Source organism: Vibrio sp. La 4.2.2, assembly GCF_027586995.1.
Taxonomy (GTDB): Bacteria; Pseudomonadota; Gammaproteobacteria; order Enterobacterales; family Vibrionaceae; genus Vibrio; species Vibrio mediterranei.
On the sequence record NZ_JAPPTJ010000015.1, the window covers coordinates 26,615 to 46,588 of the forward strand.

19 protein-coding genes and 1 riboswitch are annotated in these 19,974 nt (G+C 45.0%); of the genes, 10 read left to right on the plus strand and 9 right to left on the minus strand.

Annotation, left to right across the window (positions count from 1 at the left end; translation table 11 throughout):
- Positions 1-343: 343 nt before the first annotated feature.
- From OH456_RS23480 to OH456_RS23500, 6 genes are all read right to left on the minus strand, one after another.
- Positions 344-808 carry a DUF3299 domain-containing protein gene (locus OH456_RS23480; protein ID WP_270034351.1) on the minus strand — a complete coding sequence of 155 codons (465 nt, stop codon included), beginning with the start codon at positions 806-808 and terminating at the stop codon, positions 344-346.
- 58 nt (positions 809-866) lie between these two features.
- On the minus strand, positions 867-2,126 hold the full coding sequence (locus OH456_RS23485) for an ABC transporter permease (RefSeq protein ID WP_006073230.1): 1,260 nt from the start codon (positions 2,124-2,126) through the stop codon (positions 867-869).
- Positions 2,123-2,812: an ABC transporter ATP-binding protein gene (locus OH456_RS23490; RefSeq protein WP_270034333.1), complete on the minus strand. Its 690-nt coding sequence runs from the start codon at positions 2,810-2,812 to the stop codon at positions 2,123-2,125. The genes OH456_RS23485 and OH456_RS23490 overlap by 4 nt, the downstream gene beginning before the upstream one ends.
- 61 nt (positions 2,813-2,873) lie before the next feature.
- Positions 2,874-3,593: a zinc uptake protein ZrgA gene (gene zrgA, locus OH456_RS23495; RefSeq protein WP_270034334.1), complete on the minus strand. Its 720-nt coding sequence runs from the start codon at positions 3,591-3,593 to the stop codon at positions 2,874-2,876.
- Positions 3,594-3,644: 51 nt separating this feature from the next.
- On the minus strand, positions 3,645-3,938 hold the full coding sequence (locus tag OH456_RS26010) for a DUF2607 family protein (RefSeq protein ID WP_081411570.1): 294 nt from the start codon (positions 3,936-3,938) through the stop codon (positions 3,645-3,647).
- Between the two features lie 149 nt (positions 3,939-4,087).
- The gene (locus tag OH456_RS23500; RefSeq protein WP_198557259.1) at positions 4,088-4,639 is read right to left on the minus strand and encodes a YtfJ family protein; all 552 of its coding nucleotides are present in this window, start codon (positions 4,637-4,639) and stop codon (positions 4,088-4,090) included.
- A gap of 279 nt (positions 4,640-4,918) precedes the next feature.
- Here OH456_RS23500 and OH456_RS23505 point away from each other — a divergent pair, with 279 nt between their 5' ends.
- On the plus strand, positions 4,919-5,119 hold the full coding sequence (locus OH456_RS23505; RefSeq protein ID WP_006073236.1) for a DUF1107 family protein: 201 nt from the start codon (positions 4,919-4,921) through the stop codon (positions 5,117-5,119).
- 75 nt (positions 5,120-5,194) lie between these two features.
- Here the strand turns inward: OH456_RS23505 and msrA are convergent, their stop codons facing one another.
- Complete coding sequence (msrA, locus tag OH456_RS23510) at positions 5,195-5,815, minus strand: peptide-methionine (S)-S-oxide reductase MsrA (protein ID WP_124940553.1); 621 nt, start codon at positions 5,813-5,815, stop codon at positions 5,195-5,197.
- Between the two features lie 166 nt (positions 5,816-5,981).
- On the opposite strand from msrA, the gene tamA reads away from it, so the two are divergent.
- The 4 genes from tamA (at position 5,982) to OH456_RS23530 (ending at position 12,276) form a co-directional block, all read left to right on the plus strand.
- Positions 5,982-7,697, plus strand: a complete 1,716-nt coding sequence (gene tamA, locus OH456_RS23515; RefSeq protein WP_031494086.1) for an autotransporter assembly complex protein TamA — start codon at positions 5,982-5,984, stop codon at positions 7,695-7,697.
- Positions 7,694-11,455 carry an autotransporter assembly complex protein TamB gene (gene tamB, locus OH456_RS23520; RefSeq protein ID WP_443088645.1) on the plus strand — a complete coding sequence of 1,254 codons (3,762 nt, stop codon included), beginning with the start codon at positions 7,694-7,696 and terminating at the stop codon, positions 11,453-11,455. The genes tamA and tamB overlap by 4 nt, the downstream gene beginning before the upstream one ends.
- Positions 11,456-11,546: 91 nt before the next feature.
- Positions 11,547-11,897, plus strand: a complete 351-nt coding sequence (locus OH456_RS23525; protein ID WP_006073240.1) for a DUF2799 domain-containing protein — start codon at positions 11,547-11,549, stop codon at positions 11,895-11,897.
- Between the two features lie 22 nt (positions 11,898-11,919).
- The gene (locus OH456_RS23530) at positions 11,920-12,276 is read left to right on the plus strand and encodes a DUF2799 domain-containing protein (RefSeq protein ID WP_270034335.1); all 357 of its coding nucleotides are present in this window, start codon (positions 11,920-11,922) and stop codon (positions 12,274-12,276) included.
- Between the two features lie 68 nt (positions 12,277-12,344).
- On the opposite strand, the gene ppa is transcribed toward OH456_RS23530, so the two are convergent.
- Both ppa and fbp read right to left on the minus strand, forming a co-directional pair.
- Complete coding sequence (gene ppa, locus OH456_RS23535) at positions 12,345-12,875, minus strand: inorganic diphosphatase (RefSeq protein WP_270034336.1); 531 nt, start codon at positions 12,873-12,875, stop codon at positions 12,345-12,347.
- Between the two features lie 131 nt (positions 12,876-13,006).
- The gene (gene fbp, locus OH456_RS23540; protein ID WP_006073244.1) at positions 13,007-14,020 is read right to left on the minus strand and encodes a class 1 fructose-bisphosphatase; all 1,014 of its coding nucleotides are present in this window, start codon (positions 14,018-14,020) and stop codon (positions 13,007-13,009) included.
- 282 nt (positions 14,021-14,302) lie between these two features.
- Between fbp and mpl the strand changes: the two genes are divergently transcribed.
- From mpl to thiQ, 5 genes are all read left to right on the plus strand, one after another.
- Entirely contained in the window at positions 14,303-15,652 is a 1,350-nt protein-coding gene (mpl, locus tag OH456_RS23545) for a UDP-N-acetylmuramate:L-alanyl-gamma-D-glutamyl-meso-diaminopimelate ligase (protein ID WP_270034337.1), read from the plus strand.
- Positions 15,652-16,272, plus strand: a complete 621-nt coding sequence (locus OH456_RS23550) for a flavin prenyltransferase UbiX (RefSeq protein ID WP_063604622.1) — start codon at positions 15,652-15,654, stop codon at positions 16,270-16,272. The genes mpl and OH456_RS23550 overlap by 1 nt, the downstream gene beginning before the upstream one ends.
- A 77-nt stretch (positions 16,273-16,349) precedes the next feature.
- Positions 16,350-16,456: riboswitch (TPP riboswitch) on the plus strand.
- A 54-nt stretch (positions 16,457-16,510) separates the two neighbouring features.
- Positions 16,511-17,509: a thiamine ABC transporter substrate binding subunit gene (thiB, locus tag OH456_RS23555; RefSeq protein ID WP_088876616.1), complete on the plus strand. Its 999-nt coding sequence runs from the start codon at positions 16,511-16,513 to the stop codon at positions 17,507-17,509.
- 123 nt (positions 17,510-17,632) lie between these two features.
- Positions 17,633-19,231, plus strand: coding sequence for a thiamine/thiamine pyrophosphate ABC transporter permease (gene thiP / locus OH456_RS23560; RefSeq protein ID WP_270034338.1), 1,599 nt, complete (start codon positions 17,633-17,635; stop codon positions 19,229-19,231).
- Positions 19,231-19,935 carry a thiamine ABC transporter ATP-binding protein gene (thiQ, locus tag OH456_RS23565; RefSeq protein ID WP_252038679.1) on the plus strand — a complete coding sequence of 235 codons (705 nt, stop codon included), beginning with the start codon at positions 19,231-19,233 and terminating at the stop codon, positions 19,933-19,935. Before thiP ends, thiQ begins: the two co-directional genes overlap by 1 nt.
- Positions 19,936-19,974 lie beyond the last annotated feature (39 nt).

Consider the following 19,974-nt stretch of genomic DNA (forward strand, 5'->3'; position numbering starts at 1 on the left):
TTGATCATCAATTTAGCGATATTTTATGGTGCTGACTAGTTCTATTTATGTGAGCTATTTTCCGAATTAACAATAACGGCCATCATATTGTAAAAAATGCTGGGATAAATGATAAATTTTTGTTAAATTTGAGGTGTAACTAAGGAGGGCTTTATGAGTCACTCAGGAGAGAATAGAGTTAAAAAACACGTTTCGGTAGCATTATTGCTATGTGTTTATCTCGGAGTGCTAGCTTATCTATCTACTTTCATCAGCTAAGTAGAAGATTGATTGGCAATATGACAAGCTAGCACTGTTAACGAAATGTTTACTTTTAACGCCTCTACGCTATTCAGCGTGCATTCTAACCATCGTCATAATCTTCAATACGGATTCCATCAATCAGATAGGCAGTTTCAGCGAGCTCAGAATTGATGGTTTCCGTCTTCAATGTTCCTACCACGTAAATAACATCCCACAAACGATGTACAGGTGCACCTTCTTTAAACTTTACATAAATGATTTGGTTTGGTGGCGGTGGTGGTACGTGAATACAGGCGCCAAAGTAAGGAACCAATAGAAATTCAGTCACCATGTCTTCATCGCCTTCAAGTGGAATAACAAAGCCAGGGATCTTGACCAGACTGCCATTAAGCTCTTGTCGGACAGAGCCCAATTTTGATTGCTCCATTACACCGCCAGAGTGATCAATGGCAGGCATGCCCATCGCATCAAACTGGTTGCGTTCTTTCTCGGGGATCAAATCGATCCAATCGAGTTTTAATAGATCAGATTCATCCTGTGCTAACGCCATATGTGGCATTAGCATGCTTATCGTTAATAATAGAATGCCAACGAGTTTAGGCAGTATTTTCATGTCAATCTCGCTAAATTCGGATGGTCATGCCATCGCTTAATGATTGTCGGTACGCGCGCAGTGCAGGGAAGAATCCAATGATCATTCCTGCGATTTGAACAAACCCTAGCAACATCCACTCATGAGCAGTAATTGCGGTTAGCGCAATATTGATACCGTAGTTTGCAGTGATGATTGGCGCAGCGACTGCTAGCATGGCATACATGCCACCAATACCGCAAATGATACCGACAGAAGTAAGAACGGTGGCCTCACTGACCAACAAGGTGAACACGTGTCGTGGTCTAGCTCCCATGGCACGTAGTATCGCCATCTCTCTTCGTCTCTCTTGTAAACTAGTCAGTAAGCTTGAGAGCATTCCCATCAAACCTGCGACGACAACAAAAATAGAGACGATAAGCAACGCTTGTTCAGCCACGCTCATCATGCCCCATAATTCATGCAAGGCGACACCTGGAAGAATGGCGCTTAGTGGCTCTTGCTTATAGGTATTAATCTGTCTTTGTAGAGCGAAGGTCTGAATCTTGCTCTTAAGACCTATCAACATGGCCGTGATTTGCTTAGGTTGGAAGTCAATCTGTTCCAGCTGTTCTTTGCTTGGTGTGTTACCCAGATTTGCACCAGATTCCCAACCAACATGTATCGCTTCAATTGCTTCAAGAGAAACATGAACGGTTTTATCGACTGGTGTCCCTGTAGGGGCGAGTATACCGACCACTTTGAAAGGGAGGTTTTCATGACGGCTAAAGCCGACATCGCTGATGCCGTGCGCAATAATGATTTCACTGCCAATATCATAGCCTAGGGATTTGGCAACATCGGAGCCCAGCACGGTTTCAAATAGCCCATTAAATTCATGGCCTGAAGAGAAGCTTAAATGTTGCTTCTGTCCATATTGGTAGTGCTCGAAATAGCTGTGATTAGTTCCCATGACTCGAAAACCTTTGTGTGAGTCTCCAAGAGAAATGGGAATTGCCCAGTCAACAGCGCGATGTTGGCTAAACTCTTCATAGCTTTTCCAATCGATATTATTGGTGGCATTACCAATACGAAAGACAGAGTAGAGCAGCAGGTTTACTTGGCCAGAACGACCGCCGACGATGAGGTCTGTGCCTGAAATCGTGTTGGCAAAACTGCTTTTTGCTTGAGTTCGAATACGTTCAACACCCATGAGAAGAATAACCGAAATAGCCACCGTCATAACGGTTAACAATGCGGTGGTTTTTCGGTTGAGAAGACTTTTCCAAGCTAGTTTCAATGTAATACTCATAATGCTCTCGCTTGGTTGATATCCAGTAAATTTTCGCTTCGCGTAAATAGGGATTCGAGCGTCGGGTCGTGGCTGACAAAGATCAGCGTGGAATGAGCTTGGTTAGCTTGTTCCATAAGTAATTCGATAAAAGCTTCTCGGTTATCGTGATCCAAAGCCGAAGTTGGCTCATCGGCAATAAGAAATTCAGGCTGACCAATTAAGGCACGTGCGGCGGCCACACGTTGTTGTTGACCGATACTGAGCTCAATCACTGGTTTGTTGAGAAGGTGTGAAGGCAGCCTTAAGTGTTCGAGAAGCCGCTTGGCTTCTTGCTCTAAAGGGCCCGCTACCTTGTTTTTTCTGACTTGAGAAAACCGGCAAGGTAAGGTGACGTTATCAATGACAGAGAGATACGGCAGCAGGTTAAACTGTTGGAATATATAACCGATATGATCCGCCCTAAATTTATCTCTTGCACTGGCAGATAATGATTGTAGTGACTGTCCCAGAGCGACAACATTGCCTGAAGTTGCTGTATTGATACCAGTGAGTAGCCCCAATAAGGTTGATTTCCCGCAGCCACTTGGTCCTTTTAAGAATAGATGTTCACCCTGTTCTACAGTTAGTGAAGGAATATTGAGTGTGGGGGCTTGTTCTGGGTGCCATTTGAAAGTGAGATCGGTGAGTTCGATTACTCTAGCCATAATGTCCTCTTATCCAAGAAGATGCCCTAAGAGAGCAAAGCTACTTCTTAGGGCGAGATGCTTACAGTTTAATGACAGTGTTGCCAGAGGTTAGTTCAGTTGCAGATTGTGCTGTGTCCGTTAACAGGTTAACAGAGACTTTTTCAGTTGCAGGGAAGTAGCTAAACCATTTTGTGTCAATTTGGTTTAACTCACTGAAATCACTACAGGTAAATTGGTATTGCACGTTGAACTCGCCATGTCCATCATGATGGTCGTGGTCGTGGTCGTGGTCGTGGTCGTGGTCGTGGTCGTGGTCGTGGTTGTCATGACCTTTGTGATCATCGTGTTCTTTATGGTCATGATGGTCGTCATGACCCTTATGATCATCGTGTCCGTCATGGTCATGATCGTGGTGGTGGTCGTGACCTTTGTGATCATCATGATCTTTATGGTTGTGATGGTCATCATGGTCTTGATGAGACTCTAACGTATTATCAATATCCGCATCCACGAGTTGGCATCCAGCAGCCTTGGGTAGGATCAGTAGGTTATTCACGTCGTTGAGTGTCGCCTTGGCTTTGGTAAGCGCCGCTTTTTCTGCGTCAGTTTTCGGGGCATGCTCGAAGCCGACTACATCCGCGCCAGGAGCCGTAATCTCCACTAAAAGGTCTTGTCCATCTTGAGCAATATTGAACTCGACATGGCCGTGAACATGGGCATCGTGTTGTCGGAAGTTTTCTTCTGCCACTGCAAATTGGGAGACTACGAGTCCAGCTAATAGAGTCATCTTGAGTTTCATTGGGATTCCTTAAATTTTAGTCTGTGATAACAATAGATGATTTTAGTGAATCTAGGTAAGCAAAGGCGGTGAGCGTGCACTGATGCACTCCGGCTTTGAATGGCAGACACTATTATCTATATTGATCAATCTGGAATGAGAAACAACTACTGACGCTGCATGGAAAAGACTGACGGGAAGTGAATGGGTGCCTTTGGTAAATAAAGGGCAATGATGTTCCTGGTGGTCGATGTGAGAATCGTAGCTGTGCTCGATGGATAGGGCATTGAGAGCAAGCAGCAGCAAGCTTAAACACAATGCAGCTCTTAGCTTAGAACCTGTTTTCATCAGTTGAATCAGCGACATGCGACTTGTTCTCGTTTAATTTTGATTTGTTATGTTATAACAAATCAAAATATTTACCAACGTAAACAATGGTCCGCTTTGGGTTTCTAACAGGAAAAAAAACAATGGGAGCGACTTTGCTCCCATTATGATTTCAACATAGCGAGAGGTTATAGGTTATCGCTGATCATTGTCAGCACTTCTTGAACCTCACTATCTGTTAAAGCGCCTTCTTTAACATACAGAATCTTGCCTTGCTTATCTTGAACGATAATTGCTGAATTATCTTCTTTGAGTTGCCACGCGTTGGCAACTAGGCCGTGTTTATCGAGCACCATGGATGACCATGGGAATTCTTGCTTGCTGTCTTCAGCTGAAGATTTGACAAAGGACCCTGTGCCCCACATTGCATCATCTTGGTTGATGATCGTCGTGGTTTGGTAGCTGTCTTCTGGAAATTTCGCATCCGTAATGGCTTTCATTAGTGGGGCGTTCATCTCTTTTGAGCTACTACGGCCAGCGATGGCTTGAATAACTCGTACTTTGCCAAGCATATCGTTACTGCTCCACGCTTGGTAAGTAATTGCGTCATTGTTGAGAATAAGCTCACCATGATCCTTCACAGATATTGAGCGTGCGTTACCACCAACTTGTAAATTCGTGGCCATAGCAAGAGTGGGTAAACACAGCATTGCTATTGTTAGGAGAGGCTTTAGTTTCATTGTAATTGTTTCCATTACTTTGTGTTGAGCGGCATACCATAGGTTAACCTAGGAATTACCACAATGTTATTGGTGCGATTTGACCAAGAGATGTCCTTTACTTGATAAAATCATACCAAGCATAACAGTAATTTATAGTTTGTTGCAAAGATGTTAATTTATCTTTTGTGAACGAATAAATATGCTGTATACTTGTCACGAGCGCAAAAAATATTGCGACAACACTCGCATAAAGCGGGAACATGATGGTTGTACTCAAACGGATATTGAGGTTAGGTTATGCTGCGAAAGTTTACGGTTTATCGTCCGAGACAAATTGCTAAATTTGTTAAAACGCTTTTTAAGGGACAGTTTTTCATTGCGGGTATCGGGGTGTTTCGGTTCGATAACGGCAAAGTGTTACTACCAGAAGTAGGTGACAAACAAAAGCTCGATGCATTTAAAGAAATTAACATCGAGATCGCTGCGCTAGCGATGTAAAATACAAATATCAATAGAATTTTTAGAAACGCTCTTGGTTTAAAGCCAAGAGCGTTTTTGTTATGTGGCGTCTGGTTATTGAGGAGGAAAACAGACGCCTGTACCACCAATTCCACAATACCCATTAGGGTTCTTAGCGAGATATTGCTGGTGGTATACCTCAGCAAGGTAGTAGTGATTGAGTAAGGCAATTTCCGTTGTGATGGAAGTATCACCAAGTGCTTGTTGGTATTGTTGCTGAGTCTGTTGCGCCGTCAAAAGCTGTTGCTCATCATCAACATAAATAGCAGAGCGGTACTGAGTACCAATATCGTTTCCTTGACGCATCCCTTGCGTTGGGTCGTGTTTCTCCCAAAAGACTTTGAGTATGTCAGTCAAAGAGGTTATCCGACTGTCGAACACAACACGCACCACTTCAGTATGCCCTGTATTTCCAGAACAGACCTCTTCATAGGTCGGATTTGGAGTGTAGCCACCTGCATAGCCGACGGAAGTCGAGATAACACCGTCCAGCTGCCAAAACACACGCTCAGCTCCCCAAAAGCAACCAAGGCCGATAACGACAGACTGTTGATGCTCTTGAAGTGATGCATTGAGGTCAGATTGATTGATGAAGTGAGGCTCCATTTTTGCGATAGCATGGTCACGCCCCGGTAGAGCTTGGTCTGCTGATATCATTTCCGTTTTACGCATCATAGGCTCCTTTTTAGACTATTATTGGGTGTACGAAGTTTCTGAAAACCATCAATAAAATAACGCTAATCTGCCATCATGTGGGTGGTGACTACAGACTTCTAAATTGATCGGGGTTATCATTCCAGTTCAATACAAAAACAACGAATCACAGTCTCAACAATAAAGCATGATAAAGAGAGTATTACCACCGCTAATTCTGTTGCTGTCGTCGAGTTTAGCGATGGCAAAAGATGGTGTGTCATTGGATATTAATGGTTTAAGTGGCGCATTGAAGGATAATGTTGACGCCTACATATCCGCTATTGAGCCCAGTGAATACTCAACGTCACTTCGATTTCAATCTCGCCTTACTAAAGAAATCAATACAGCCCTGAATGCTGTAGGTTATTACAATGCCCGCATTGAGTTCTCTGTGGATAATAAGGACTCTGAATTGATTGTTAACGTCAATGCAGGTGAGCCGACGAGAATCAAATTGGTTGATATTGATATCTCTGGTGAAGCGAAGAGCGATGAAGATTTTCTGCGTCTTATCCGACTGACACCACTTAAAGAAGGTGTCATTTTAAACCACAGCCAATACGATGCGATGAAATCAAGCATTCGTAATCTTGCTTTGCAAAAAGGTTACTTCGATGGCGGATATGTGCTGAGCCGACTCGAAGTGGTCCCTGAACTTAACCAAGCTTTTATTCGATTGCATTACGATAGTGGTATCCGCTATCAATTCGGCAAAACCACTATCACCGGCAGTCAGATCGATATTCAAAAAGTAGAATCATTACAACCATATAAAACGGGTGATGATTATCTTGCCTCTAAAGTCGGTATCCATAACCAGAACTTATCTAATACTGAATGGTTTTCATCGGTATTTGTTGAGCCTGACTTATCGCAAGTAGGTAAAGGGCGAGAGTTACCTATGAAGGTGTCACTGGCCCCGCAAGTAAGAAACCAATTTGAAACGGGTCTTGGTTACTCGACTGACGTGGGGGCAAAAGTTAAGTTCAAGTGGAAAAAACCATGGTTGAACGAACATGGCCACAGCTTTAATACTAGTCTTGATCTCTCTATTCCTGAACAACAGGTGACAGCGAGCTACAAGATCCCTTTGGATGATGTGCTGAAAGATTATTATCTCATTCAATATGGTCTAAAAAACGTAAACCGAAGTGATAAAAAGACTTTGGAATCTAACTTGGCCTTCGAGCGTCATTGGGTGCTCGATAGCGGTTGGCATCGCACAGCTTACTTGCGTTATTTGGTGGAGAACTACGAGTTCAATACGCAAGGCGAGTTAGGTCAGTTCGTCTTACCTGGTCTATCGTATTCACGAGTGGTATCTCGAGGTGGTGTACTGCCGATGAGTGGTAACAAACAGACCATCATGTTTGAAGTCGGCGACGAGCGTGCCCTCTCAGAAACGTCCGTGTTCCGCATGCGTGGAACGTCCACATGGATTTCCAGTATTGGTGAAAATCATCGTGGTATTTTTAAAGTGGATGTTGGTGCCAATATTGCTAGCGACCCTTCTAAATTATCACCGTCACTACGATTCTATGCGGGTGGTGATAACAGCATCCGAGGTTACGACTATGAGAGTATTTCTCCCGAGGATGATGTCGGTAATAAGACCGGTGGCCAATACTTAGCGACCAGTACACTAGAGTATCAATATCGTATTACTGGAAATTGGTGGGCAGCGACGTTTTTCGATGTTGGTGATGCATTTAATGATAGTCCAGAGTGGAAACGTGGTGCCGGTTTCGGTATTCGCTGGGTGTCGCCTGTTGGTCCAGTGAAATTTGATTATGCGAAGGGGTTAGATCAGAAACCGCAAGCAGAATGGCGTATTCACTTTAGTTTAGGGCCAGAATTATGATGTTAAAAGTTTGGCGATTGACCAAGTGGGTCTCTATCGGCTTTGCGACGTTGATACTACTTATCGTGGCAACGCTGGCCTTCGCTATGTTCACTAATGCTGGGTTGAACAGCATTCTTTGGGGAGTAAACAAAGCGCTGCCTCAGTTACAGGTGTCGGAAGCCAAGGGCTCACTATTCCCTAGGTTTACCCTTAACCAAGTCAGTTTTGTCGACGAGAGTCTCCATATTGATCTTAACGCTCAGTCATTGACGTTGGCCGTTGATCTCAACTGCTTGAGCGATCCTAGGGTATGTATTAATGAACTGGCGATAACAGGTTTGAACTTTTCGATGCCTGAAGTCGCACCAAGTGAGCCTTCTACCGAGCCAAGTGAGCCGCTAACGTCAATCTCAACACCCATTCCAATTGCGATCGGTAAGGTGAACTTTAGTGATATCAATTTGGATATCTTAGGCACTAAAGTGAATTGGGATGTCTTTTCTACGTCTCTCGCAATGACCGGTTCTAAACTCACGGTCGGTGATACCTTACTAAAATCACCGAGAGTAGCGTTAGCGCCGTCGGATGAGACCAGTGCAGAACCACAAGAGCCTCAACAGGAGAACAAGCCTCAGGCCATTGAGCTGCCAGAAGTGTTAATTCCGCTCTTCGTTAATATTGCGGGAATCGAAATTCAAGACTTTAAACTTGAGCAAGATGAACCTGTCATTGTCAATAATTTGCAGTTGGTGGGCCGAGCAGGTGAACACGATGTTCATGTAGATAAACTGCAGTTAGACATGCCGCAAGTGGATGCCCTTCTTAATGGAGATATCACCTTAAATCAGGGCTACCCATTAGACCTGTTCCTTACGGCTCATCTCAAACAAACAGATTTGGCGGGTCAGAGGTTACGACTAGAGGTTAAAGGAAGCGTTGAAAAGCTATCTCTAGATAGTCAGTTTTCCGGGCTAATCACTGGTGCTTTAAATGGAGAGTTGCAGCCACTGGAACCAACACTTCCGTTTGATGCCACGATCAGTGATGCAAAAGCGACGTGGCCATTAACCGGTAAAAGTGATTATCAAGTTGCTATTGAAAGCTTGAAAGCGAAAGGCTCATTGGAAGGGTATGACGTTGCTCTAAACGCTCAAGCATCAGGTAAGGACATTCCAGATGTGGCAGTCCAGTTGATTGGTAAGGGTGACTTGAAGCAAATTGACCTAAGTGAGCTCTCTATTGATAGCTTAGGTGGCAACATTACTGGTCAGGTTATGGCGAACTGGGAGTCGCCGATAAACTGGAAAGGGGATATTAACCTTACGCACATTCAACCAGGTCTTCAATGGCCGGAGGCAGAAGGTGACATTAGTGGCCACATTGTCACCAGCGGCCAACTTACAGAAGCTGGTGGCTGGGATGTGTCGGTTCCTACCCTCGACATTGTTGGTGTACTTCGGAATTACCCTCTAAATGTTAAAGGGCAGCTAGAAGCTGCAGATACTTCGGGCAAGGGCAAGTATAAAGTTAGAACTGAAGGGCTGTCAGTCGCTCATGGCCCAAACCAACTAAGTGCAAAAGGAACGCTCGATAAGGACTGGAATATGGATGTTCGCATCGATTTTCCTGACTTGGCAAAATCGGTTCCGGATCTCACAGGCCTTCTGAAGGGGACTGTGGGCATTAAAGGGGCGATGCTAGAACCTGATATCGCCACCGACCTAAAAGTAGAAAAGGTAAAATGGAAGCAAGAAGCCAGTATCGATAGCCTATCTTTGTCCGGTACTGCGAAACCCTTACCTCTTGAGCAAGCTCAGGCGAAACTCTCTTTAAAGGCTTCTGGGATTACTTATCAAGAACAGGTTGTCGAGAGTGTGGATCTCGCCTTAAGTGGTACCCAAGCAAGCCATACACTGTCATTGGATCTTGTTTCCAACCTCCTGTCTGCAAAGATTGACTTAGACGGTTCTCTTCAGGATAAGCCAAGTCTTGTTTGGACTGGGAGGCTTGCTGATGTTCATTTAGAGTCAGAACAAGGGCCGCTTGATTTAGTGGATCCTATCGATATCAAAGTGGATATCGATAAACAAGTGGCAGATGTCTCGGCGCACTGTTGGGCGCAAGCTGACTCGAAAGTGTGTTTGGAAAAAGACATCCAAGCTGGGACGTCAGGTGAAGCTTTAGTCACCGTGAAGAATTTCAACTTTAAACAGCTTGATGCTTACATTCCTAAAAATACCAATGTAGAAGGGACCGCCAATGTGACGGTGTGGGCCAAATGGGCACCAGAGGCTGCTCCGCAAGTTAAGCTGGATGTGAGCCTGCCGAAGGGCAAGGTCACGCAAACACTAGAAGCGCCTCTTGTCATAGGCTGGGATAAGGTGAATGTATCGGCGAATTTAGCGGATGATAAGCTCGAAGCTAGTTGGTTAGTAGACGTAACAGATAACGGCGATCTTTCTGGTCAAGTGACCTTACCTGATGTGCTCGCAGACAATAAAAAGATAGAGGGTGAGATCAACCTTTCTACGTTTAACTTGGACTTCCTGCAGCCTGTTATTGGAGAGTTCAATAAGCTCAAAGCGAACCTTGATTCAAACATCAAAATTAAAGGGGACGCTCTACATCCACAGTTGTTTGGTGACTTTTCCATTTCGGATCTTTCCCTTCAAGGTGACATTTCGCCAATTCAAGTGAAGTCGGGTGGTGTGAACATTGCTTTCAATGGTTATGACGCCAACTTAGATGCGAAAATTCAGACTGATGATGGCGAACTGCAATTATCCGGTGAGGGTAATTGGCAGGATCTCAATGCATGGCGCACCAAATTGAGAGTGTTTGCCGATGAGTTGAATGTCGAAGTGCCACCGATGGTGAAAGTTAAGGTTGTCCCGGATATGACCATCGAGGCCAACCCACAACTGGCGAAAGTAACGGGTACGATAGGCTTGCCCTGGGGACGAATTTTGGTTGAGGAACTGCCCCAGAGTGCAGTGTCGGTATCCAGTGACCAAGTACTACTCAACCCTGATATGACGCCTATCGACAAAGAAGCAGTGGTTCCTTTCAATATCGAAAGTGATGTTGTGATTAACATCGGTAATGATTTTCGTGTATCTGCATTTGGCTTAAAGGGTGACTTAAGAGGGCGATTACAAGTTTCCCAAAAAGATAAAGGGCCATTTGTTCAAGGTGAAGTCAATATCATCAACGGTTCGTATACTTCATTTGGTCAAGACTTGTTGATTGAAGAAGGTAAAATCCTAATGACTGGGCCTGTTGATCAGCCTTACGTCAATATTACCGCGATACGAAACCCAGAGACCACAGCTGATGATGTTAAAGCTGGGGTAAAAGTAACCGGTTTGGCATCAGAGCCTAAAATCGAGATTTTCTCTGATCCAACTATGCCACAAGCAAATGCCCTTTCTTACTTGTTACGTGGTCAAGATATTGATGGCGAAACAGGTGGTAATGCACTAACCACGACCTTGATTGGTTTGAGTTTAGCTCGCAGTGGTAAAGTGGTCGGCGATATTGGCCAAGCTTTTGGTGTACAAGACTTACAGCTTGATACTGCAGGTAGTGGTAATGACTCTCAAGTAACCGTGAGTGGGTATGTTCTGCCAGGGCTACAAGTGAAATATGGGGTAGGTATTTTTAACTCCCTCGGTGAATTCACCATACGCTATCGAATCATTGAAGACTTTTACGTTGAAGCCGTGTCTGGGCTTTATAGCTCTGTAACCTTCCTGTATCAGTTTGAAGTGGATTAACACGAGCCGTTGCTGCGCCGCCGCATAACGTAATCGATTCGCGCTTTTTCTCGTATACTTATGAAGTAACAAGCGGAATAGAGAGGGTAATATGAGGCCTTGGTTGTTGTTAATAATTGGAGGGCTGTTAGCGGGTTGTGTCCAACTACAGCCTCCGACTGACAAGAGTGATATGAGCTGGCAACAGTTTGGCGAGCAATGGGCGTTGAAGGGCTATATTGTTGAACCAGAAACGAAGCTACGCTCTAAAGTGCCTGACGTCACAGCTAGTCAATACAAAGCGTATCTCAAAGGATATCAAGAAGGTAAGAGTGAATACTGTAAACAAGATCCGTTTGTCTTAGGAAGAAATGGAAAAATCTATTACGGTATTTGTAACGATGTAGACCGAATGTATCTCGATGAGTATTGGCGTGGTAAAAATGCTCGCGCTAAGCGCTAGCAATTAGTGCTGGGGGGATCGTATGAGGCTGTTATTCATCATTGGCTTACTAATCATGTCGGGTTGTGCTCAACAAGTTTCTCTTACTTCTGTTATGCCTCAAGACTGGCAGCAGCACGGTCAGGAGCAAGCTCTTATAGGGTATGAGAAACTGTCAGTTCAACAGTTACAATCTTCGACTACCATAGATTTCACGGAAGATTTATACCAGGCCTATTCTAACGGCTATGAGGAAGGTCGTATCGCATACTGTCAACAAGACCCAAGCATTCTGGGAAAGCGAGGGGAAATGTATCGTGGCATCTGTGATGATATCAAACCAACTTTTCGAACCTGGTATAACAATGGCAAAGCTTCTCGTGGCCGCTACGGCTATTAGCTCCTTTACTCTAAGCCAAAGTAAAAAGCTCTCTAATTTAGAGAGCTTTTTCATGTATTCAGCGAGCGTTATTTTGACTTAGCGCGCTCAAAGGAAGTTTCAATCTCTTCTCTTGCCGCTTGAACATCGGCCCAGCCATCGACTTTGACCCACTTACCCGCTTCGAGTTCTTTATAGCGCTCAAAGAACTGTGTGATCTGAGCTTTGAGTAGCTCTGGGATATCATTTACATCTTGAATGTGGTCGTACTCTTTAGAAAGCTTGCTATGAGGTACGGCAAAGACTTTTGCATCTTCACCAGATTCGTCGGTCATCTTAAGTACGCCTACTGGACGGCAACGAATTACTGAGCCAGGCATCAACGGATAAGGTGTCGGTACCAACACGTCAACAGGATCACCATCAAGAGAAAGCGTTTCGTTTACGTAACCATAGTTACATGGGTAGAACATAGGTGCTGACATAAAGCGGTCAACGAAAACAGCACCAGAGTCTTTGTCGACTTCGTACTTAATTGGATCGGCGTTAGCAGGGATTTCAATCACTACATAGATATCATCAGGCAATGATTTACCTGCAGGGACATTGTTCAAGCTCATTTTGACTTTCCTTTTCTTTATTCATTATTCCTTTGAGGAGGGAATAGAGGGCTGAAACACGAATCGTTTACAAAGAGTATACTTGGTTAGTTTTAAAACAAAAAGTGCCTCTATTGAGAGGCACTTCGAAGTTATTGGTCTTTATATTCTTCTAGGAAAGATTCGACCTTTTCAACCATTCGGCTTGAGCCAACGAAGAATGGGACTCGCTGGTGTAGTTCGGTAGGTTTGATGTCCATGATACGCTGAGTACCATCCGATGCTAAGCCGCCTGCTTGCTCCATGATGAAAGCCATTGGGTTGCACTCATACAGTAGGCGCAGTTTACCACTTGGGTGACTTTGCGTGCTTGGGTACAAGTAGATGCCGCCCTTAAGCAGGTTGCGGTGGAAGTCAGATACCAAGGAGCCAATGTAGCGAGAGGTATACGGACGCTTCTCTTCTGGCACATTCTCTTGGCAGTATTTGATGTACTTTTTCACGCCCATAGGGAAGCGAATATAGTTGCCCTCGTTAATGGAGTAGATGGTGCCATCTTTAGGGATCATCATATTTTCATGAGATAGGCAGAAGGTACCGATCGATGGGTCGTAAGTAAATCCGTTTACGCCTTTACCCGTGGTATAAACCAACATAGTCGACGAGCCGTACACTACATAGCCCGCTGCAACTTGCTTGTTGCCCGGTTGTAGGAAGTCTTCTTGAGTCGGAGGAGTCCCAACCGGTGAAACGCGACGATAGATAGAGAAGATGGTACCTACTGATACATTGACATCAATGTTCGATGAACCATCAAGTGGGTCCATTAGTACAACGTATTTGGCATTTTTGTTGAGCTCTTTGTTAAAGGCTACTGCCTCATCTTCCTCTTCACTGGCAACGCCACAAACTTGGTCACGCGCTTCCAAAGCGGCTTTAAATTTGTCGTTAGCATAGACATCTAGTTTTTGTTGAGCTTCACCTTGAACGTTTTCAGAACCTACAGAACCAGTAATATCAGCAAGGCCAGCCTTGTTAATTTCTCGGTTTACGATTTTTGCAGCGAGTCGAATCGAAGACAAAAGGGAAGATAAATCACCGCTAGCGTGGGGGAAATCAGTTTGTTTCTCAACAATGAATTCGCCAAGGGTGCGCATTTCAGACATGTTATATCCTTAACTTTTCTGCTTATTTTCTTGGGGGTAGTGTGTGAGAGAAATGTGGCAACCAAACGATTGCGTTTATTGGGGGTATTCATCAACACACATGTGTATTGTAGGTGGCAGAACTTTTTAATGGTAATGAAGTAACCCTGACACGCTCCGTTTTGTATGATGAATGTCACATTTATTTCCCTAACCACTAACTTTCTCGCTTTTGACGCACGCTTTGGGTATATATAGCGACAATAGCGTAAAATTAGACGCAAAGAGTTAAGAGAGCGAACTATGCACATTCATATTCTGGGTATTTGCGGTACCTTCATGGGAGGCGCTGCGGTATTGGCCCAGCAGTTGGGACACCGAGTTACAGGCAGTGATGCTAACGTTTATCCACCAATGAGCACATTATTGGAGTCGGAAGGCATAGAGATTATCGAAGGGTTTGACCCAGCTCAGCTCGATCCTGCTCCAGACCTTGTCGTCATTGGGAATGCGATGAGTCGTGGCAACCCTTGCGTTGAGTACGTGCTTAACCATAATCTGAAATACACTTCTGGCCCACAGTGGTTACAAGAGTTTCTTTTGCATGATCGCTGGGTGCTGGCTGTTTCAGGGACTCATGGAAAAACTACCACATCCAGTATGTTAAGTTGGATTCTTGAAGATTGTGGTTATCAACCGGGTTTCTTAGTCGGTGGGGTATTAGGCAACTTCGGTCAGTCAGCTCGTTTGGGGGAATCTATGTTTTTCGTGGTGGAAGCGGATGAGTATGACAGTGCTTTTTTTGACAAACGTTCTAAGTTCGTTCACTACCATCCACGCACTCTCATTATGAACAATCTTGAGTTCGATCATGCGGATATTTTTGACGATCTTGAAGCCATCAAACGACAATTTCATCATTTAGTTCGCACTGTTCCTGGAAACGGCCGCATCCTTGCTCCACGTAAAGATAAGGCGTTGGGTGACGTACTAGGAAGAGGGTGTTGGAGTGAAGTGGAACACACGGGAGAGAATGCGGATTGGCATGCTAACAAGTTAAAGCGTGATGGTTCGCATTTTGAAGTGTACCTACATGGCAGCAAAGTCGGGGAAGTTAAGTGGGAGCTAGTGGGGGACCATAATGTCGATAACGCCCTGATGGCTATTGCTGGAGCAAGGCATGTTGGCGTGACTCCGGATCTTGCGTGCGAAGCATTAGGCAAGTTTATCAATACCAAGCGACGCTTGGAGCTGAAGGGCGAAGTGAATCAAGTCACGGTATACGATGATTTTGCCCATCATCCAACGGCAATTGAACTGACGTTAGGCGGTTTACGTAACAAGGTCGGCAAGCAGCGAATCCTAGCTGTTTTAGAGCCACGCAGTGCCACCATGAAACGCGGCGTGCACAAAGAGACATTAGCGCAATCGCTCACTCAAGCCGATGCGGTGTTCTTATTCCAGCCCAACAATATTGATTGGTCAGTAGAAGAGATTGCGCACTCATGCTCGCAACCAGCCACAGTCAGTGACTCTATTGATGAGCTGGTGCAGGCCATTGTTGAACAGGCTCAACCAGGCGATCAAATTCTGGTGATGAGCAATGGTGGCTTTGGTGGTATTCATCAAAAATTATTAGAGGCATTAGCGTAATGAAACCCGTAGAGAAAGCGATCACGCTGGCATTTACTGGTGCATCTGGCGCTCCTTATGGGATGCGCCTCCTTGAGTGTTTGTTAGCTCAAGATTATACCGTGTACTTATTGATCTCTTCCGCTGCGAGAGTGGTGTTGGCGACTGAACATAATATTAAACTGCCGAGCGGTCCGGATGCCGCGCACAAAGCACTAGTACAAAAACTGAATTGCTCGCCAGATAAGCTGGTGGTGTGTGGTAAAGAAGATTGGTTTTCACCAGTGGCTTCCGGGTCAGCAGCGCCTAAACAGATGATCGTCTGCCCATGCTCGGCTGGCAGTGTGGCTGCGATTGCTCATGGGATGTCTGATAACTTAATTGAGCGTGCTGCTGACGTGGTAATGAAAGAGCGTGGTCAACTTCTCCTAGTGGTACGCGAGACGCCATTTTCAACCATACACCTAGAAAACATGCACAAACTTTCGCAAATGGGCGTGACCATCATGCCAGCTGCGCCTGGCTTTTATCATCAGCCAGAATCTATTGAGGATTTAGTCGACTTTATTGTGGCTCGTGTGCTTGACCATATGGGTATCGACCAAACTCTCGTGCCTCGCTGGGGCTACGATCAGCGATAAATCCACATCAATCAAACGAGTTTAGGGATAGATTTGGCGAATCTGTGACGAAAAGGTTACAATTCGCTTTCTAAAGGTTGTGACTCACGGGGTGCACTAGCAGTGGTGCTGAGAGAAGGTAATACCTGACACCCGTATACCTGATCCAGATAATGCTGGCGTAGGGATGAGAACTCCGTTCTATGGAGGCTTTTTCTGGATCATATAATATAAAAATATATATCTAAGGATAGAACCAGTGAAAGTACATCAACTCGCTAAACTTGCTTTGGCAACGACACTTCTAAGTGCCTCTCAACTCGCTGCGGCGAATACACTTACCGTTTATACCTATGATTCGTTTGCTTCAGATTGGGGCCCTGGTCCAGCGATTGAAAAAGCATTTGAAGCTAAATGTGGATGCGATCTCAACTTTGTTGCACTAGATGATGGTGTCTCGATTCTAAACCGCCTGCGTCTAGAAGGCTCCAGCTCCCAAGCCGATGTCGTACTTGGCCTCGATAATAACTTAATGAGTGAAGCTAAAGCCTCTGGCTTGTTGGCTAAACACAATGCTGATCTTTCTGCGCTTGAGTTACCAAACGGCTGGAGTGACGATGTTTTTGTTCCTTTCGATTACGGTTACTTTGCGTTTGTTTACAACAAAGAAAAGGTAAAGAACCCACCGAAAAGCCTGAAAGAGTTGGTTGAGCAACGTGATGACCTTAAGGTGATTTATCAAGATCCTCGCACTTCAACTCCGGGTCAAGGACTCTTACTTTGGATGAAGTCTGTTTATGGTGATGACTCCAGTGAGGCATGGCAAAAGCTAGCGAAAAAGACCGTAACTGTGACCAAAGGTTGGTCGGAAGCGTACTCTATGTTCCTCGAGGGAGAGTCTGACTTGGTTCTCTCTTACACGACCTCTCCGGCTTACCATATTATTGCCGAGCAAGATAAGCGATTTGCAGCCGCAGACTTTTCGGAAGGCCATTACACTCAGGTGGAAGTGGCGGCTAAAGTGGCCAGCAGTGACAAGCAAAAGTTAGCTGATGAATTTATGCAATTTATCGTCTCAGAAGACTTTCAATCAAAAATCCCAACAGGCAACTGGATGTATCCTGTTGTTGAGAGCAAGCTGCCTGAAGGTTTTGATAGCTTAACCATTCCAAGTGAAGCGCTGACATTTAGTCCAGATGAAGTGGCGAATAAGCGTAAGGCTTGGATTCGCGAGTGGCAGTCTGCGCTGATTAAGTAGTATTGGCATCTAAGAAAATCTACAGATTATCGCCCCTGTACAAGCAGGGGCAAGCCAATACTGCACCAGAGCTTCACCGGTGTGACGAATCGTTCTCGTGTCAACTTCTCCATTGAGGTTATTGTGACCCAAATACCAAAATCAGGTTTAGTGATTGCTTTGCTCATTGCCATATATGTGCTGGCTTCGTTGTGGACACTGCTTTCCTACTCGTCAATGACTGATATTGCTCTGCTGTTTACTGACCCATACTACCAGCACGTAGCCAAATTTAGCTTTTGGCAAGCAAGTCTATCAACGTTGCTAAGTGTAGGGCTTGCTATCCCAGTGGCGCATGCGTTTTCTCGTCGCCATTTTTGGGGAAGATCATGGTTGCTCAAATTGTTTGCGACCACCTTGGTGATGCCAGTACTGGTCGGTGTGTTTGGCATTGTCGCCATTTATGGCAATCAAGGCGTTATTGCTCAATGGTGGCTCACTTCGAACGATTCTATGCCGTTTTCCCTCTATGGTTTAAACGGTATTTTGCTCGCACACGTATTCTTTAATTTGCCTTTTTCAACCCGTTTGCTTTTAGTGACGATAGAAAGTGTTCCACTAGAGCAGCGCAAGTTAGCACTGCACTTGGGAATGAACAGCTGGCAGTGTTTTAGATTAATGGAGTGGCCACGACTAAAAGCACATTTACCTCATGTTATTGGCTTAGTCTTCATGTTGTGTTTTACCAGTTTTGCAACCGTCATGGCGTTAGGTGGCGGTCCGAAAGCCACTACGATTGAACTAGCGATTTATCAAGCGATCAAGTTTGATTTTGACCTACAAACCGGAGCGGTTCTGGCATTATGGCAAATGTTAATTTGCGCATTACTGGTGCTGTTTATTGGCAAATTCAGTCGAGAGTTGGAGGGTAAAAACAATTATAGCGACATGCCAACCATTCAACCTCAAGACTCATGGTTGAAAAAGTGCTGGGATAGCTTTTGGATCATGGCAACCCTAATGCTGGTCATTCCGCCACTTATTGCCATTGTTGCAAGTGGACTGAATGAGAAATTGTGGTCAGTGCTTGCTGATAGCAAGTTCTGGTCGGCAGTTATGACCTCGTTACAAGTGGCAATCATGGCTGCTAGTATCGCGTTAGTGGTTGGCATTGTGCTATTGAGTAGTTCACGAATGTTACGAATAAAGTCTCACTATGGCCGTGCGGATGGCGTGGAGTTTGTTGGTACGGTTATTTTGGTGACACCCGCGTTGGTATTGAGCACAGCGACTTTTCTAATGCTTCGCGGAATGACCAATGTGTTTAGTCTTGCGTTTGGGATCGTTGTCGTTGTGAATGCTTTGATGGCGCTGCCGTATGTTATCAAAACACTTAATCAGCCAATGTTGAGGTTAGCCAAGCAATATCACCTGCTTTGGCAAAGTTTAGGACTGCATGGCATTCGACGATTTTGGTTAATGGAATGGAGAGCAATCCGCGCACCGATATTGCATGCTTTCTCGATTAGCTTTGTCCTTTCCATGGGCGATCTTACCGTTATCGCGCTATTTGGAAGTCAGAACTTTAATACCTTACCGCTTTACCTCTATCAGCTGATGGGCAGCTATCAACTGCAAGCAGCGGCTGTAGTATCCCTAGTGCTGTTTATTTTGAGTATTGGTGTATTTACCTTAACGGAGTCGTTGTTAGGGCCTGTATCGAACGAGCGAGAGAAATCATAATGTTAACAATGGATCATGTCGATTATCGCTACCACAGTGATTGGTTTCGGTTTTCTATCTCAGTAGAAAAAGGTGATGTGTTGGCGTTGATTGGCCCCAGTGGTGCAGGTAAATCGACACTGTTGGCGCTTATAGCGGGTTTTTGTCAGCCTGAATCGGGAACGATATCTGTCGATGATGAAGAGATTCAATCTAAGCAGCCGCATCAGCGGCCTTTATCAATGTTGTTTCAAGAGCACAACTTATTCGAGCACCTTTCAGTGTTCGATAATATTGCTCTAGGACTCAATCCAGCCCTAAAACTAACTGCAGAAGATCAACAGCGAGTGCGAGATGCGGCAGACAAGGTGGGTCTTATTGATAAGATTCAACGGTTACCGTCTGAGCTTTCCGGTGGGCAGAGGCAGCGAGTGGCTTTAGCTCGTTGCTTTGTTCAGCCTCACCCGATTTGGCTACTTGACGAGCCGTTTTCGGCGTTAGACCCGGTACTTCGTAAAGAAATGCTGTCGGTTGTTCACTCTCTAGCTCAAGAAAAACAAGCGACAGTTATTATGGTGACGCATCACCTTAGTGATGCCAAAGCCATTGCCAACCGGTTCGCCTACCTTAGTCATGGCATCATCACTGCTGAAGGATACATCTCGGCGTTGACGGCGCAGCATGACAATCAAGAGCTCGCGCGGTTTGTAAAAGCGGCGCATTAGCGTTTTGCGGATATAAAAAAGGCAGCTTACGCTGCCCTT